This is a genomic window from Massilia atriviolacea, from assembly GCF_003953935.1.
GTDB classification, from domain to species: Bacteria; Pseudomonadota; Gammaproteobacteria; order Burkholderiales; family Burkholderiaceae_D; genus Telluria_A; species Telluria_A atriviolacea.
On record NZ_RXLQ01000022.1, the window covers coordinates 26889 to 44202 of the forward strand.

General features: G+C 66.3%; 12 protein-coding genes. 2 read left to right on the forward strand and 10 right to left on the reverse strand.

Annotated features, from left to right (window positions below):
- Window positions 1-72: 72 nt before the first annotated feature.
- Complete coding sequence (locus tag EJB06_RS27945; RefSeq protein ID WP_126077312.1) at window positions 73-3741, reverse strand: M48 family metallopeptidase; 3669 nt, start codon at window positions 3739-3741, stop codon at window positions 73-75.
- A 352-nt stretch (window positions 3742-4093) separates the two neighbouring features.
- Here EJB06_RS27945 and EJB06_RS27950 point away from each other — a divergent pair, with 352 nt between their 5' ends.
- Complete coding sequence (locus tag EJB06_RS27950) at window positions 4094-4489, forward strand: MAPEG family protein (protein WP_126077313.1); 396 nt, start codon at window positions 4094-4096, stop codon at window positions 4487-4489.
- Between the two features lie 15 nt (window positions 4490-4504).
- On the opposite strand, the gene EJB06_RS27955 is transcribed toward EJB06_RS27950, so the two are convergent.
- The 3 genes from EJB06_RS27955 to hppD form a co-directional block, all read right to left on the reverse strand.
- Complete coding sequence (locus EJB06_RS27955) at window positions 4505-4939, reverse strand: DUF3224 domain-containing protein (RefSeq protein WP_229427327.1); 435 nt, start codon at window positions 4937-4939, stop codon at window positions 4505-4507.
- A gap of 64 nt (window positions 4940-5003) precedes the next feature.
- On the reverse strand, window positions 5004-8576 hold the full coding sequence (locus EJB06_RS27960) for an indolepyruvate ferredoxin oxidoreductase family protein (RefSeq protein ID WP_126077314.1): 3573 nt from the start codon (window positions 8574-8576) through the stop codon (window positions 5004-5006).
- A gap of 66 nt (window positions 8577-8642) precedes the next feature.
- Window positions 8643-9764, reverse strand: coding sequence for a 4-hydroxyphenylpyruvate dioxygenase (gene hppD / locus EJB06_RS27965; protein ID WP_126077315.1), 1122 nt, complete (start codon window positions 9762-9764; stop codon window positions 8643-8645).
- A 125-nt stretch (window positions 9765-9889) separates the two neighbouring features.
- Here hppD and EJB06_RS27970 point away from each other — a divergent pair, with 125 nt between their 5' ends.
- A complete protein-coding gene (locus EJB06_RS27970; protein WP_099873715.1) occupies window positions 9890-10399 on the forward strand; it encodes an Lrp/AsnC family transcriptional regulator in 510 nt (169 codons plus the stop codon).
- Window positions 10400-10892: 493 nt separating this feature from the next.
- Here EJB06_RS27970 and EJB06_RS27975 read toward each other — a convergent pair whose 3' ends face one another.
- From EJB06_RS27975 to EJB06_RS28000, 6 genes are all read right to left on the reverse strand, one after another.
- Window positions 10893-11552: a GNAT family N-acetyltransferase gene (locus EJB06_RS27975; protein ID WP_126077316.1), complete on the reverse strand. Its 660-nt coding sequence runs from the start codon at window positions 11550-11552 to the stop codon at window positions 10893-10895.
- Between the two features lie 161 nt (window positions 11553-11713).
- A complete protein-coding gene (locus tag EJB06_RS27980) occupies window positions 11714-13249 on the reverse strand; it encodes a DAHL domain-containing protein (RefSeq protein ID WP_126077317.1) in 1536 nt (511 codons plus the stop codon).
- Window positions 13246-14205: a cytochrome-c peroxidase gene (locus tag EJB06_RS27985; RefSeq protein ID WP_126077318.1), complete on the reverse strand. Its 960-nt coding sequence runs from the start codon at window positions 14203-14205 to the stop codon at window positions 13246-13248. Before EJB06_RS27985 ends, EJB06_RS27980 begins: the two co-directional genes overlap by 4 nt.
- A 31-nt stretch (window positions 14206-14236) precedes the next feature.
- Window positions 14237-15526 carry a multifunctional CCA addition/repair protein gene (locus EJB06_RS27990; RefSeq protein ID WP_126077319.1) on the reverse strand — a complete coding sequence of 430 codons (1290 nt, stop codon included), beginning with the start codon at window positions 15524-15526 and terminating at the stop codon, window positions 14237-14239.
- A gap of 28 nt (window positions 15527-15554) precedes the next feature.
- Window positions 15555-16277, reverse strand: coding sequence for a glutathione S-transferase family protein (locus EJB06_RS27995; RefSeq protein ID WP_126077320.1), 723 nt, complete (start codon window positions 16275-16277; stop codon window positions 15555-15557).
- Between the two features lie 53 nt (window positions 16278-16330).
- Window positions 16331-17293: a complex I NDUFA9 subunit family protein gene (locus EJB06_RS28000; RefSeq protein WP_126077321.1), complete on the reverse strand. Its 963-nt coding sequence runs from the start codon at window positions 17291-17293 to the stop codon at window positions 16331-16333.
- Window positions 17294-17314 lie beyond the last annotated feature (21 nt).

The window sequence follows — 17314 nt, forward strand, 5'->3', positions numbered from 1 at the left end:
CAGGGCGCGTGATGCGCGCGAACCGGAAATTATAGTCCGCTTTCGCGCCCTGTACCGGCAATCCGGCGTCGCTTACGCGGCCTTGAAGTAAGGCCGCTCCGATGAAAACAGCAAGCGCTTGACCGAGGTGCGCCATTCGGCCGGCGCCTTGTTCCCCAGCAGGATCAGCGCCGTGCTCCATGCGTGCGCGCGTTCTTCGGGGTCGATGCCGGTGAGACGGCGGTCCGCCGCGCGCGGGTCCTTGCCGGCGGCGACACTGTCGAAGAAGGCCAGCATCTGTTCCTGTGTATGGCCCGCCGCTGCGCGCGCAGCCTCGCGGTACTGCCTGGTGTCATAGCCGTGCCGGGTCGCCAGCGCCAGCCCGGCCCAGATGGTGGCGCTGTCCAGGCCCTGCCCGAACGGCAGCGCCATGGCACGCTTGATCATGCCGGCGTCGGCCCCGTCCGACGCGGCCGCCAGGCGCAGGATGTGCGCCGCGCGCGCCGGATCGTCGGTCACCGCGTCGCTCGCTTCGTTCAGGCGCCCGGTCGCCAGCTTATGGTAGGCGCGCAGCGGCGAATCGGTCGGCAGCGGGCCGTTCTCGATTTCCAGCAGGCGGTTCAGACGGCGCGATTTGCTGCCCAGCGTGGCCGTGTCGGCGCCCGGTTCGATCAGGCGCCGGATGCGCGCCAGGTTGACGGCCGCGTCGTCGGCATTCGCAGGCGAGCTGCGTACCAGCAGCGCGAGCTCCGGCGCCGCGCCGCTGAAATCGCTGGCCTGCATCTTGTCGTATGCGCTCCAGCGCACCAGCCACATGTTGTCGGGCCAGTGCTCGCGCGCCTGCGCCATCTGGCGCTTGATGTCCGCGCTCTTGTCGCGGCAGCGCAGCGCCAGGTATTTGAGGTCGCCGTCCTCGGGGCGCGCGTCCGATTCCGCCGCCAGTTCGGCGCACAGGGCCGGCTTGCGTTCGGGGCTGGCCTCGCTCATCTCGATGCGGCGCAACAGCACGTCGCGCGGCGCGCGGCGCAGGCGCTCCTTGAACAGCGCGCCGAACTCCGGGAACTGGTGCGCGTAAGCGAGCCAGGTTTCGGCGTCGACCGAATCGAGGTCGTCGAAGCGCGCGTGCATCAGGCCCATGTTCTTGGCCTGGGCCTCGTCCTTGAGCAGCATGACCTGGGTTTGCGGGGCGGCGTCGCCCATGCCGTCAAGGACGCTGCGCGAACCGCCGCTGCCTTTGCCGGAGATCGACTCGGGCGGTTTGGCGAACAGGAAATCGACCCTGCTATCGCTCCAGCGCGGGGTACCCAGCACTTCTTCGGGTACCGCCCTGATGCTGCCGTAGACGGCCGTCCAGCGCACCAGCGGAGCGGCCGAGGCGACGTTGTAGACCGGGTGGCCGCCGCGCTTCGACTCGGCGTCGAAGGTTTCGATCGCCCGTCCGTCGCTGGTGGTGGTGACGATATGGTGCTTGCCCAGGGCGGGCACGCTGATCTCGGCATGCGCACGCGCCGGTACCACCTTCGAGCGGCTGTCGATGTTCACCGTGACATTGGTCCCGAGGCCGTTGTACACCATGATCACCGGGTCGCTGCCGTAGGCTGAAACGCCGCCTTTGGTAAACGAGCCGGCACTGAGCACGGCCACCACGATCGACGCCGCCACCAGCAGGCGCGCGGCGCCCGGCACCATGCCGTCGGCGCGCTGGAAGCGCGCCCACCAGCCAAGCTGCTGCTGGCGCTTGCGTTCGGCGCCGTCGAGCAGCAGCGGGTAGGACTCGGGCGCGCGCGACGGCGCCGGAGCGGCCACCATCGCTTCGCCGCCACGCGCGCAGCGCGCGATCATGGTTTCGGTCAGCAGCAATTCTTCGAGGGCATCCGCGCGCAGGCCATCGAGCCAGCTCGATGCGGCGTTGACCCAGCCATCCGAGTAGTGCATGAAGTCGTTGATGGTCTCGGCATGGGGCGGCGTCATGGTGAATTTGCCGAGCGCCGTTTGCCAATCCGTGTCGATGCCGAGGCGCGCCGCCAGGCGCGGGTCGATGTGCACCTGCGCCGCTTCGCGGTAGATCCGGTCCATCACGCTATACAGCTCGGCGCCCTGCCCGACCACGCGGGCGACGCCGTCGGCCGTCACGCGGTTCACGGCGGTAACCACCGCCGCCGCGTTGTGCATCATCCCCTGGGCGTCGTACAGGTCGGCCAGGCGGTGTTCGGCGTAGTGCACCAGCGCCAGCAGGCCGTCGAGATAAGCTTGCCAGCCGCTGCCCAGCTGGCGCGCCATGTCCTGGTGCCAGCTGCGGCAAAGCCGGTCGTGCCTGTGCAGGCGTTCCTCGACCTCGTCGATCTCGGTGCGCACCCGCGCCAGCGCGGCGGGCAGCCGCTTCTTGCGGAATTCTTCGCCGCGCAGGCGCACCACGCCGCCGGGCGCGGTCAGGCGGCCGGCGATCAGGGCGTCGAGCTGATTGCGTTCGTCCTTGAGGGTGCGCAGCAGGTGCACGTCGTCCGTCAGCGTGGCCGGGTACAGGCTGGCCAGGCTGTCGGGCGAGGCGGCGTAATGGGCGTCGCGCAGTTGCGTCAGGTCCGATGCATGGCGCGTCAGCGCGCGGCTGAAGTAGATGCCGCAATAGCGGCGGCTGAACTGTTCGCGCTTGAACGGGCGCGCCAGGGTCTTGAGCGACTCTTCCAGGTCGACGAAGGTGGGCTTGTGGTCGCCCACCAGCAGGCTGCGCGTGAGCTGTTCGCGCAGCGCCGCTGGCTGCTCGAAGATCGACCAGGCACTGGCCGGGTCGATCGGCGCCTGCACGTAGATGCGCTTGGCGTTCGCCTCGCGTTCGTGATTGAGCGGGTGGGTCAGCCACATTTTGGACGGCTGCGCCAGTTCGGCCTTGAACACCCGGTGCGCGTGGCGCCCTTGCTCGGGCAGCGGCGGCACGTTGGCGTAGCTGCGGTCGTTGAGGATGTTACTCATGCGCTGCAGGATGTGGGACTGGACCGCGAAGGCGTCGCGCGTGGCGCGCCCGGCTGCGTATTCGCCCTGGACGAACGACAGCGCGCGGTCCCAGGCGTCGTCGGCCCCGCGCGTGCGGTGCAGCGCGTGGACCAGCGCATCGCTGCCGGTGAGCGAGACGGCCACCAGGTCGGCCTGCATTTCCATCTCGCGCGACAGCGCGCGCTGCATCAGCATCACGACCTGGAACACGGAGTCGAGCAGCGAACGGATCGACCAGATGATGATCTGCAGGACGCCGACGGCGATGGTCAGGCGCAAGTCGATGCGGCCGATCCCGACCAGAAAATCGTCGAAGGCGTCGCGCCGCGTGACCATGTGGCCGACGATCTGCTGGGCCACGTAAGCCCAGCGCCCGACCGCCATCGAGCGCTGCGCGAAGTGGCCGAATTCGTGCGCCAGCACGGCGCGCAGTTCGCCGCGCGAGAGGGTATTTACCAGCGGCAGGCCGATCAGGAGGTTTTTCTTGGACGGGAATATCAGGTTGAACAGCGACAGGTCGTAGAACACGGCGGCGTTGACGGTCGCCGACAGGAACACCCGGTGCGGACGCGGCGCGCCGGCGGCGTCGGCCAGCTCGAACAGGTAGGCGAACAGGCGCGGCTGGTCATGCGCGCTCACCTCGTGCAGGTCGTCGTACTTGGCGTTGCTGACCGAGAAAATCGCCTTGATCATCATGACCGCGATGAACAGCGAACAGATCGACATGACGTAGGCAAAAATGCCCAGGTCGCTGCCGGCGCCTTCGACGAACACCTGCCACGGGGTGTACAGGAACCAGCCGGCCAGGCCGCAATACAGCGCGACGAACAGCAGCAGGCCCGCGACGGCGAGGCGCGCGCTGTTCTTGTAGGCGGCGCTCGGGGCGGTCAGGCGGGCCGTCAGCTCGGGCGACGGGGCATTGATCGGGGCGTTGATGACGTTCTCCAGGGAAAAGAATGGTGTAAATATGAAAAACGTTCAATTTTAAAGGAGAAACTCAGGCTGGATTTACTTAAGCGCAATTTATATGCACATAAAGCAACACAAAGCGTGCACAGCTGTGGCGCTTTCTTTGTTAATCTGGCCATATTGCCGGCAAGCGCCGGCGTTCAGAGGAAAACACGCGATGACGACCGAATTGATGATCCTGGGCTGGACCCTGGTGCTGGCGCTGGTGCAGATCATGGCGCCCAGCGCCTTGCGCAACAAGGAAACGGGAATCGACTACAACATGAGCGCGCGCGACACGCCGGCGCCTCCGCCGGGGGTGGTGACGGCGCGCCTGCAACGGGCGCAGGCCAATCTGTTCGAGACCTTGCCGCTGTTCGCGGCGGCGGTGCTGATCGCCCACGTGGGCGGACGCGAGGGCGACCTGACCTTGTGGGGCGCGTGGACTTACCTGATCGCGCGCGTGGTGTACGTGCCGCTGTACGCGGCCGGCGTTCCGCTGGTGCGTTCGCTCGCGTGGACGGTGTCGATGGCGGGTCTGGGGATGGTGCTGGCGGCGATTCTGCTGCCCTAAAGTGCCGGCGCCGGATTACGGCAGGTCCATCGTGTACTCAAGTTCGTAGTAGTGGGTGTTGTCGATCATGTCGAGCTTGAATTTGCCCTGGATGCCGGCCAGTCCCTCCGTCCCGGACCCCGGCACGATGCTGATCGACAGATGGCTGGCGCCCGCATGCATGGTGCCCGCGTGCTGCAGCGCGAAACTGCCGCTCATGCCGTCCAGGGTCCCGGTCACGTGTTCGATGGCCACGTAGCCGGCCGATCCGGCGGCGGGATTGCCGGCCGAGAGCATCTCGCCCTGGCCGATGCCGATCAAGTCGCCGCTGTAGTATTTATCGATCAGCATGCGTCCGAGCGAGACGCGGCCGGCGCCCTCCCCGGCCGGCGGCGCCTGCATGGTGATCTCGAAAGTGCCTTTGGCGGTGATGAACATGGTGGTCTGCCCGGTCGATGACGATGTCGCCATGATAACCCGGCCATGAAAAAAATGGCCCGCTGGAGGGCGGGCCATCGATCGTGCTTCAAGCGCTCTACGCGACCCGGTGGATCTGGATCACGCCGTCCGGCGAGGCCGGCTTGCCGAAGGCCGCCAGCAGCGCCGCTTCCTTCTCCTTGGCCGCCTTCAGGTGGCGCTCCTTCACATGCCCGTAGCCGCGAATGTCTTCAGGGATGCTGGCAATGGCCACCGCCTGCGGCAAGGTCTCGGCGTTCAGCTTCGACAGCAGGCCGCCGACCGTGTTGCGGTACTCGCCGATCAGCGCGCGTTCCATCTTGCGCTCCGCAGTGTAGCCGAAGATGTCGAACGCGCCGCCACGCAGGCCCTTCATCCTGGCCATCAGGCCGAAGGCCTTCATCATCCACGGACCGAATTCCTGCTTGATCAGGTGGCCGTTGGCGTCGTGCTTGGCGAACAGCGGCGGCGCCAGGTGGAACTTGAGCTTGATGTCGCCCTCGAACATGCCCGCGATCTTTTCCTGGAAGGCGCCGTTGGTGTACAGGCGCGCGACTTCATACTCGTCCTTGTACGCCATCAGCTTGTAGTAGTAGCGCGCCACCGCTTCGCTCAGGCGCGTCCCCTTGCCCAGCTTCGCTTCCTCGGCGCGCACCTGGTCCACAAAACTCTTGTACTGGTTGGCGTAGGCCGCATCCTGGTAAGCGGTGAGCAGTTCCACGCGCTTGTTGACGATTTCGTCCAGGCTTTGCGTGCGCTTGAATTCGATCACCTTGGCCGGGGTGGTCATCTTCACCAGCGACTGCAGATCGTGCGCCGCCGTGCGGCCCCAGGTAAAGGCGCTCTTGTTGAAAGCGACCGACACGTTGTTCAGTTCGATCGCCTTCATGATCGACGCTTCGCTCAAAGGCACCTGGCCTTTTTGCCACGCGTAGCCGAGCATGAACATATTGGTGGCGATCGAGTCGCCCATCAGCGCGGTGGCGATCTGGCCGGCGTCGACAAAGTCCACGCGCTCGGCGCCGCAGGCCTTGACGATCTCGGACTGCGACGACGCGCCCGGGAACTGCCAGTCCGGGTTCTTCACGAACGCCGCCGTCGACGAGCCGGTCGAGTTGATGGCCGCGTAGGTGCGCCCTTCGCCCATGCGCGACAGGGCGTCGCGGCTGGCCGTGACGATCAGGTCGCAGCCGATCACCAGGTCGGCGCTGCCGGTACCCACGCGGGTCGAATGCAAATCGGCCTGCTTGTCGGCCAGGCGCACGTGCGACATCACCGGGCCGCCCTTCTGGGCCAGTCCGCTCATGTCGAGCACGATCGCGCCCTTGCCTTCGACGTGGGCCGCCATCGCCAGGATCTGGCCGACGGTGACCACGCCGGTGCCGCCGATCCCGGTAATCAGGATGCCGTACGGCGCGGCCGTGCCCTTGAGCACAGGCGTCGGCAGCTGCGGCGGGGCCGCGTCGCCGGTGGCGGCTTTCTTCGGCTTCCTGAGCGCGCCGCCTTCGACCGTGACGAAACTCGGGCAGAAGCCGGTCACGCACGAGAAGTCCTTGTTACAGGACGACTGGTTGATCTGGCGCTTGCGGCCCAGTTCGGTTTCCAGCGGTTCGACCGACAGGCAGTTCGACTGCACCGAGCAGTCGCCGCAGCCTTCGCACACGGCCTCGTTGATGACGGCGCGCTTGGCCGGATCGGGGTATTCCTTGCGCTTCCGGCGGCGCCGCTTTTCGGACGCGCAGGTCTGGTCGTAGATCATGGCCGACACGCCCGGCTTGTCGCGCAGTTCGCGCTGCACGTCCATCAATTCACTGCGGTGGCGCACGGTCACGCCCTCGGCCCACTTGTAGTCGGCCGGGTATTTTTCGGGTTCGTCGGTGACCACGATGATCGGCGTCACGCCTTCGGCCGCGATCTGGCGGCTGATCATGCCCGGGTCGAGCGGACCGTCGAATTCCTGGCCGCCGGTCATCGCCACCGCGTCGTTGAACAGGATCTTGTAGGTGATGTTGACCTTGGCCGACACCGCCGCGCGGATCGCCAGGATCCCCGAGTGGAAGTAAGTGCCGTCGCCCAGGTTGGTGAACACGTGCTTTTCGTTGGTGAACGGCGCCTGGCCGACCCAGGTCACGCCTTCGGCGCCCATGTGGGTGAAGGTCGAGGTTTCGCGGTCCATCCACAGCACCATGTAGTGGCAGCCGATGCCGGCCAGCGCGCGCGAGCCTTCCGGCACCTTGGTCGAGGAATTGTGCGGGCAGCCGGAGCAGAAGTACGGGGTGCGGTCGGTGGCCGGATTGGGCTTCAGGCCGGCGCTCTTGAGCACCAGTTCCTTCGCTTCCAGGTAGGCGATGCGCTCCTTGACGCGCTGCTCGACCGGATGGCCGGCGCAGTAGTGCGAGATGCGGCTGGCGATCGCGCGCGCGATCTGGGCCGGATTGAGCTCGTAGGTGGCCGGCAGCAGCCAGTCGCCGTGGCCGGTGCCGCCCTTGTTCGACCATTCGCCGGTGTCGTCGAATTTGCCGACCACGCGCGGACGCTGGCCGTCCGGCAGGTTGTACAGTTCTTCCTTGAGCGCGTATTCGAGGATCTGGCGCTTCTCTTCGACCACCAGGATTTCGTCCAGGCCCTTGGCGAATTCGTGCACGCCTTCCGCTTCGAGCGGCCAGGTCATGCCGATCTTGTACAGGCGGATGCCGATGTCGGCGGCGGCCTGCTCGTCGATGCCCAGGTCGGCCAGCGCCTGGCGCGTGTCCAGATACGATTTGCCGGCGGTGATGATGCCGATCTTCGGCTTCGGGCTGTCCCAGATGATCTTGTTGAGCTTGTTGGCGCGCGCGTACGCCAGCGCCGCGTACCACTTGAAGCTGTTCATCCGCACTTCCATATCGAGCACGGTGTCGGGCCAGCGGATATTCAGGCCGCCTTCGGGCAGCACGAAGTCGGTCGGCATCTCGATCTGCACGCGGTCCGGGTCGAAGTCGACCACGGCGCCCGATTCGATGATGTCGGTCACGCACTTCATCGACACCCACAGGCCGGTGTAGCGGCTCATGGCCCAGGCGTGCAGGCCGTAGTCGATGTATTCCTGCACCGAGGCCGGGTACAGCACCGGAATGCCGCAGGCGTTCAGGATGTGGTCGGACTGGTGCGCGGTGGACGAGGACTTGGCCGCGTGGTCGTCGCCGGCCAGGACCAGCACGCCGCCATGCTTTGCGCTGCCGGCATTGTTGGCGTGCTTGAAGACGTCGCCGCAGCGGTCCACGCCGGGGCCTTTGCCGTACCACATCGAGAACACGCCGTCGTACTTGGCGTCCTTGAACAGGTTCGTTTGCTGGGTGCCCCAGACGGCGGTGGCGGCCAGGTCTTCGTTCATCCCGGGATGGAACTTGACGTGGTGGGCGTCGAGGTGCTTCTTGGCCTTCATCGCGGTCATGTCGACCGAAGTCACCGGCGAGCCGCGGTAGCCGGTGATGTAGCCGGCGGTGTTCAGCCCGGCCTTGAGGTCGCGTTCGCGCTGCATCATCGGCAGGCGGATCAGCGCCTGGGTGCCGGTCATGAAGGCGCGGCCGCGCTCCAGCGTCCATTTGTCGTCGAGCGAAATCTCGTGCGACGGCTCGGCATCGAGGTGAGCCCGGTCTAGTGGTGCGTTCATTGTCTTTGTCTCCGTTATTCTCGTGCGGCGGGCCGGTGCGGCGCCTTGTGGACGCCGCCCGGGCCTTTACGCCGTGGTGGTGTCCTGTAGGACGCCGCGCTTGATCTGGTCGAGTTCGATCGACTCGAACAGCGCGCGGAAATTGCCTTCGCCGAAACCCTGGTCGCCCTTGCGCTGGATGATTTCGAAGAAGATCGGGCCGATCACGGTCTGCGTGAAGATCTGCAGCAGCAGTTCGCGCTCGTTCTCGTTGCTGTGGCCATCGATGAGGATGCGCAGGCGGCGCAGTTCGTCGAGGTTCTCGCCGTGGCCCGGCAGGCGGCGGTTGATCAGCTCATAGTAGGTTTCGATCGTGTCCTGGAACACGATGCCGGTGTCGCGCATGCCCTGGATCGACTGGTAGATATTGTCGGTGCCGAGCGCGATATGCTGGATGCCTTCGCCGTGGTAGGCGTCGAGGTATTCGGCGATCTGCGATTTGTCGTCCGACGATTCGTTGATCGGAATGCGGATCTTGCCGCACGGGGAAGTCATCGCCTTCGACTTCAGGCCGGTCAATTTGCCTTCGATGTCGAAGTAGCGCACTTCGCGGAAGTTGAACAGGTTCTCGTAGAACTCGGCCCATTCCTTCATGCGGCCGCGGTGCACGTTATGGGTCAGGTGATCGATGTAGGTCAGGCCGTTGCCGACCGGGTTGGCCACGGCGCCCGGGATGGCGACGAAGTCGACGTCGTAGATGCTGATGTCGCCGATGGTGCCCGGCGCCGAACCGGCGTTGGCGCCCTTGCCGCGCCAGCGGTCCACAAAATACAGGAGCGAGTCGCCCACGCCCTTGATGGCCGGGATGTTCAGTTCCATCGGACCGGTCTTGTTGTCGAAGCCCCAGGCGCCCAGTTCGAGCGCGCGGCGGTAAGCCATGGCGGCGTCGTCCACGCGGATCGCGATGGCGCACACGGACGGGCCGTGGCTGCGCGCGAAACGCTGGGCGAAGGAGTCTTTTTCGGCGTTGATGATGAAGTTGATGTCGCCCTGACGGTACAAGGTCACGTCCTTGTGGCGGTGGCGTGCGATGGCGGTGAAGCCCATCTGCTCGAACAGCGCGCCGAGCGCTTTCGGATCCGGGGCCGCGTACTCGACGAATTCGAATCCATCGGTCCCCATCGGGTTTTCCCAAGGCGTAAATTGCATGACAGTCTCCTATTTTAATAGGGCACAGTATAGTCCCGCGACACCGGCATTAAATTTCAAACACTGTCCAAGGGGCGGCAATTTGAGCAATAATATTGCGTGGGAATGCGGCTTTCGGAGGAAATATGCCAAAAATTGTGCTCGATAAAACAGATCGGAAGATTCTGGCGATCTTGCAGGCGGATGGGCGCCTGTCCAACCAGGACGTGGCCGACCGGGTCAGCCTGTCGCCTTCGCCCTGCCTGCGGCGCATCAAGCGGCTCGAAGAGGCGGGTGTGATCCGCCAGTACGTGGCGCTGCTCGATCCGGCCCAGATCGGGCTCGGCCTGCTGGCGTATGTGAACGTGCGGCTGGAAAAGCACAGCGAAGCGTCCAGCAACGCGGCCGGGGCGCGCCGCGCCACCAGTTCGCCGCATGCCGACTTCGCGCTGTCGGTCGAGCACTGGCCGGAAGTGGTGGCCTGTTACGCGATGACGGGGGAAATGGATTACCTGCTGCGCGTGCACGTGGAAGACATGGACCACTTCTCGCGCTTCATGATGCAGACCTTGCTCAGCCACCCGGCGGTGGCCGACGTCAAGTCCAGCTTCGCGCTGCAGCGGATCAAGGATACGACCGCGCTGCCGCTGGTATGAGGCCGCCATTGGCGAGGCTCGTCACTGGCGTTCGCTGGCATCGACTCGCCTTCATCGGATGTTGCGCGGCACGTCGCTCGAAGTGAATGACGTTACATGATGTGAAGCCCGAAGCGCAGGTGCCTGCTGTCGCTGCCCCCCGCAGTCGCTAATGCCGTTAAGATAAGCCCTTTTGCCCCGAGCCTCATCTGCGCGGAAATGACGGGTTTAAGTTAGCGCCATTACTCTCAGTCGCCGGATTTGGCGAAGTTCATGAGCGCCTTTGGCAGCCTCAAGGAAAAGAGCGTGTTTGCCTTCCACTCGCCGTGCCCGCACTGCGTCGCGTCGGGCGCCTGGCATCGCATCCGGCTATATTCGCCAACATCTCGCACTTATTTCTGCGCGGGCGCTGAGCGTGTCGAGATCGACCACCGGTCGATCTGGTCCAGTGCAGGCGGGGGACGCCATCAGCGCTATCGCTAGAGGCCAATTATTGCAGCAACACAGAGGAGGTTTACTTCTTCGGCACGAAGAACTTGACGGCGGCGCGGGTGTTGGCCTTGAGGGTGTAGTCGATGGTGGCGACCTGCTCGTCGATGGCTTCGCGCAGCATGCTGGCCGGGTCGGGCGGCAGCAGGCGCAGGTAGGCGTCCGCTTCGCCGTAGTCGCGCTGGATTTCCATGCCGGCCTTTTTGGCGATGTGCATCATGGTCTGGTTGGACGAGAGGCAGTGCATGTACAAGGTGTCGACATCGAGGTTGCGGCAGCGGATGGCGGCGCGCTCGAACAGTTTGGAGCCGATGCCCTTGCCGCGCGCGGAGGCCGACACCGACACCCCGAATTCGGCCACGATGTCCTTGGTGGTGTTGCTCAGGGCGTGGGTCGATTCCTTGGGCGCAAACGCCAGGTGGCCGACCGCGACCAGCTTGAAGACCGGGTTGTAGACGCCGTAGACGGTATCGTGCACGAAATCGATCTTGCCGACGTAGGTTTCGACCAGTTCGTCGGGCAGCTTGGTGCCGAAACGGAGCAAGCGGTCACTATCGTCGAGCGCGAGGAAATGCCTGAGCACGCGGCGGCGGTCGCGTTCGTGGAGCTGCTTGACCAGCACCTTGCGCCGCGTTTTGCTGCTCTTGCGGGCGCCGAGCCAGTTGCTGAAGGGGTTTGTGAACATGATCGGGACCGGATTCCGTGAGGTCTATTGTGCAGTGCACCAATTGAACCATTGTAGCGCATTCCATCGGCCGTCGTTCGCGCGAAGGCGGGAACGACGCCTTCTCGGGCTAACTGACGATGCCAGCCGCTCCAAGCGTCGTCCCGCCGGCTGGCGCGCCCTCACATCGCCGACGTGACCGCCGGCGCCAGCGGCGTCTCGTTCCACTGCGCCTCCGGACTGAAGGCAATCCCGTTCTTGCCGCCCTGCTTGGCCTGGTACATGGCCTGGTCGGCATCGGCCAGCAAGGCCGGCGCGCCGCGCATGAAGCCTTCCTTGCCCCTGGCGCTGGCCACGCCGATACTGGCCGAAATGCGCACCGGGAAGCCGCCCGCCTCGGTGATCGAGCGGATCGCGTCGAGCGTCTGCTGCGCCACCCGCAGCGCGCCATCGCGCCCGCTCACCTCTTCCAGCAGGATCACGAATTCGTCCCCGCCCAGGCGCGCCAGCGCGTCTTCCTTGCGCAGCTTTTCCTGCACCCGCCTGGCCACTTCGCACAGCACCAGGTCGCCGGTCGCGTGGCCGTAGGTGTCGTTGACCGCCTTGAAGCCATCGAGGTCGATGAACATCGCCACCACCACGTCGCCGCGCCGCCCGGCGCGCACCAGCGCGTGCGCCAGCAGGCGCGTGAGCTCGCCGTAATTGATCAATCCGGTCAGGCTGTCGTGCTGCGCCAGCTGCTTGAGGCGCTCGGACTGCGCTTCCAGCTCGGCGGTGCGCTCGGCCACGCGGTGCTCCAGCGTCTCGTTGGCCGCCTGCAGGCTGCGATTGACCTCGCCGATGATGCTGTAGCTGCGCAGCAGGCGCCGCGCCACGTACATCAGCAGCAGCAACAGCAAACCCGAATACGCGAACAGATAGGTGCGGTAGCGCTGTTTTTCGATCAGCACCTGGTCGAAGGAGGTGTCGAACAGGCTGCCCAGCTTTTCCATCGCCTCGGCCGTGCGGCTGTTCGCGATCTGCATTTCGAGTTCGTTTTCCAGGTGGCGGTAGCGCAGGATGGCGTGCGCGTGGCGTCCCAGTTCGTCGATGGTGTCGCTCACGCTGTCGGAAAAATCGCCGCGCAGGGGCTGCATCGCGGCGATCGTGCGTTCGATCTGGGCCGCCAGCGCCGGCGACGGCGCCAGGTTATAGCGCAGGATGTCGCTCAGCAGGCTGTTCAGGGCGGTATCGAGCGCCAGCACCGTGCGGCCCGGGACGATCGCCCCTTCGATGCCGTTCAGTTCGGTTTTCAGGTCGGTGATCGCGGGCGGGAAAAAGATCAGCGAATTGCGCAGGATCGCATTCTGGGTCTTGAACTGTTCGACCAGTTCTTCCTTCTTCACCAGCGCGCGCCTGACCTCTTCGAGCGCATCCTCGGCCTTGGGGTTGCCGGTCATCGGCAGGGCGGCGGCCAGGCGCAGCTGCAATTGGCGCATGCGCGGCAGCGGCGCCGAGAGCGGATCGTAATTGGTGCTGAGCCCGATGTGCGAGCGCAGGATGTTGACGTTCCACTCCGAATCGAGCTTTTCCAGCTCGCGCAGGTTGAGCATGACCCGGTTCTGCGCCTCCAGGTCGACAGCCTGGGTGCGGTTGAACAGCACGCCGAGCACCACCATCAGGGCGATCAGCAGCAGCAGCGAGGCGACCCGGCGCCAGGAGCCGAGCAGGCTTCTCATGGCGGCGTTCCCGGCACCAGCTTGTCGCCGCTCAGGGTGTGCAGGAAGCGCACGATCAATTCCTTGTCCTGCTGCGAGGCGGTGCGCCCGAGCTGGTAGCGGAACATCAGTTCGACCGCCTGCTCGAGCGTCTCGACCGAACCGTCATGGAAGTACGGCGCCGTCAACGCCACATTGCGCAGGCCCGGCACGCGGAACACATAGCGGTCGATATTGCGCTTGGTGATCTGGTAGCGGCCCAGGTCGGCGCCGCTCGCTTCCAGCCCCGGCATTTCGCGCATCGCCCCCAGCTTCTGGAACAGGTTGCCGCCGACATTGATGCCCTGGTGGCAGGCCGCGCAGCCGAAGCTCTTGAAGCGCAGGTAGCCGCGCTCTTCTTCGGCCGTGATGGCGCCGGCCTCGCCGCGCAGGTAGCGGTCGAAGCGCGAGGGCGTCACCAGCGAGCGCAGATACTGGTCGAGCGCGTCGCGCACGTAGGCCGGGCGCAGGGCGTCGCCGTAGACGTCCTTGAACTGGGCCGCGAGCCGCTCGTCGCGGGTCAGGCGCGCCGCCACCACGTCCCAGTTGTCGGCAAAGACGGCCGGCTTGGCGATCACATGGTCGAGCAGCTGCTCGACCCCGGTGTAGGCCCCGGTCCAGGTCTGGCGGAAGTTGAAACTGCTGTTATAGACGGTCGGCGTGTTAAAGCGCGCCGGTTTGCCGTCCGGCCCGATGGAAAGGGCCTTGCCGTCGGTGCCGCCGCGCCGCAGCTGGTGGCAGCTGGCGCAGCTGTGCGTGTTGTCGCGCGAAAAACGCGGGTCCGTGAACAGGCGCGCGCCGAGCGCGATGCGCGCCGGGTCGCCCACCGTCTTGACGGGGAGCGGCCGGATCGGCTCATTGACAAGCGCCTGGGCCGCAGCGGCGCCTGCCCAGCAGCAGGCGAGCGCGGCAAAGGACCGGCGCAAGGTGGACAGCATCCTGTTTCTCCCTGTCAATGCCAATATCGGATCAAAGAATAGCAGGATTCGGGTCTTTCCTGTCGTCCGCCTGAGCAGGGTCGTCGCCCAGGCGCAGCGCCGCCTTGACGGCCGAGACGCGCGCCGTATGCACGGCATGCGCGATCTGCTGTTTGTTCTCGCCGCAGCGCAGCGCCACCTCGCCGGCGTTGACCGCGCGCGCCGCGTCCAGGGCCGCGAGCAGGTAGGGGCCCTGCGGATACGGCCGGGTGCGGAAGTCGTCGCCGCTGCCGCCATCGCCGCGCCCGCGAAAATCGCATTCGGCCGCCAGCAGCATCTGCGCGAAGCGCGCCGGTTTGCGAAAGGCGTCGCAGCGTTCGAACAGGGTGACCAGGGTATTGGCGCGCAGTTCCCGGGCGCGCCCGATGTTGCCGTGCTCGCGCGCGGTCATCACGGCCAGGTCGCGGCAGTCGCCCGGCACCTTCAGGCGCGCGCAGACGGCGTCGATCAGGGCCAGGCCGAGCTGCTCGTGACCGTGGTGGCTGGGCCAGCGCCCGGGCGGGGTGGCGCCCTTGCCCAGGTCGTGCATCAGGGCGGCGAAGCGCACCGGCAGCGCGAAGCCGCGTTCGGCCGCGTAGTCGATCACCATCTCCATGTGCACGCCGGTGTCGATTTCGGGATGGTGCAGGGGCGGCTGCGGCACGCCCCACAGGGCATCGAGTTCCGGCACGATGCGCGCCAGCGCGCCGCAGGCGCGCAGCACGGCCAGCATGCGCGAGGGCTTTTGCTCCATCAGGCCGCGCGCCACTTCCTGCCACACGCGCTCGGCCACCAGGGCGTCGGCTTCGCCGGCCGCCACCATGCTGCGCATCAGTTCCATGGTTTCGGGCGCCACCGTAAAGCCGGGAAAGCGCGCCGCGAAGCGCGCCAGGCGCAGGATCCGCACCGGGTCTTCGGCAAAGGCGCCGGAGACGTGGCGGAAGACCTTCGCCTCCAGGTCGCGCCGGCCGCCGAACGGGTCGGTGATGCCGCCGTCGGCATCGCGCGCGATGGCGTTGATGGTCAGGTCGCGCCGCACCAGGTCTTCTTCGAGCGTGACATCGGGCGAGGTGTGGAACACGAAGCCGCGGTAGCCGGGCGCGGTCTTGCGCTCGGTGCGCGCGAGCGCGTACTCTTCCTGCGTCTCGGGATGCAGGAAGACCGGGAAGTCCTTGCCGACCGGGCGAAAGCCTGCGGCCAGCATGTCCTCGGGCGTGGCGCCGACCACGATCCAGTCGCGGTCCTGGACCGGGAGGCCGAGCAGGCCGTCGCGCACCGCGCCGCCGACGATGTATGTTTTCATGCTGAAGATGATCTTGCCAAAACCGCTATTATGGCTTGCCGCGGATTTCTTCGTCGTGATGCGCGGCGATTTCGGTTTCGGCCAGCGCTTCGCGCACCCAGCGCGCCACCGCCGGGTGGGCCTGGACCCGCTCGCAGTAGGCTTGCAGGGCCGGCGCCAGCGCCACGCCGTAGATCTTGAAGCGCATCACCACCGGCGCGAAAAACGCGTCGGCGATCGAAAAATCGCCGAACAGGAACTGGTGGTGGCCGAAGCGCGACAGGCACTCTTCCCAGATTTCGCTGATGCGGCCGATGTCGCCCTGCGCGCCCGGGGTGCGCCCGCGCCCGGGAAGGCTCATGCGGATATTCATCGACATGGCGCTGCGCAGGTCGGCAAAGCCGCTGTGCATTTCGGCCGTGACCGAACGCGCCATGGCGCGCGCCGCCACATCCTGCGGCCACATATGCTTTTCCGGGAACTGTTCGGCCAGGTATTCGCAGATCGACAGGCTGTCCCAGATCGTCATTTCGCCGGCCACCAGCACCGGCACCCGGCCCGCGCCCGAATACTCGGCGATGCGCGCCGAGGTATCCGGCTGGTCGAGCAGCACGCGCACTTCGTTGAAGGGAATGCCGAAGGCGGTGGCCGCCACCCACGGCCGCATCGACCAGGACGAATAGTTCTTGTTGCCGATGATGAGGGTCAGGCCGGCCTTCCTGGCCTCGTCCAGGGTGTGCGACAGGGTCGGATCGAGTTCGGTGGTTTGCATGATGACGGTTCCGGAGAAAAGTAAAAAATCGGGGCCCGGCGCGGGCGCCGCGTTCAGCGTCCCGCGCGGGCGCGGTAGTCGTCGAAGCGTTCGTGCGGCGCCAGGTAGCGCGGCGCCACCGCTTCCAGCGCGCGCAGTTGCAGGCCGAGGGCGGCGGCGGTGGTGGCCTGGATGGCCGGATCGACCACGTTATCGACCTGCATGGAGTCGAGGTTGTCGCGGCTGATCAGCGGCTCGCCCGGCAGCAGTTCGAACAACAGGGCCTGCAGGCGCGCCAGCGGGTCGGGAATGCCGAACACCGGGCGCGGATGGCCGGCATAGCGGCCGGCCAGGCGCACCAGTTCGGCCAGCGAATAGATTTGCGGCCCGCCCAGCGCATACACCTGCTGGCGCGTTTTCAGGTCGCCCAGCGCGTGGACGAACGCGTCGGCCACGTCGCCCACGTAGATCGGCTGGAAGTCGGTGGCGGCGCCGGCCAGCGGGATGAAGGGCAGCCACTTCTGCATGCGCGCGAAGGTGTTGAGAAAACTGTCGCCGGGGCCGAACACCACCGAGGGCCGGAAAATCGTGGCGGCCACCGAGGCTTCGGCGCGCGCGGCGACTTCGCCGTCGGCCTTGGAGCGCTGGTACATCGAGGGGCCGTCGGCGGCCGCGCCCAGGGCGCTCATGTGCAGGTAGCGCGCCACGCCGCCGGCGGCGCAGGCGGCCACGATGCGGCGCGGCAGGTCGACGTGGGCGCGCTTGAAGTCCGGCCCGTACGGCTGGCCGCGGCGCGAATGCAGCACGCCCACCAGGTTGATGGCGGCGTCGGCCCCGGCGAGCAGGCGGCGCAGAGTGGCGTCGTCGCCCACATCGGCGGCTGCCACCTCCACGCGCGGCAGGAAGATCAGGTGCCTGGCGCGTTCGGCGCGGCGGGTCGGCACGATCACGCGCGCGCCCTCCTGCGACAGGCGCGCCACCAGATGGCTGCCGATGAAACCGGAGCCGCCGAATACCACTACCGTCATGTCTTTCATCGTGCACACCCTTCAATGATG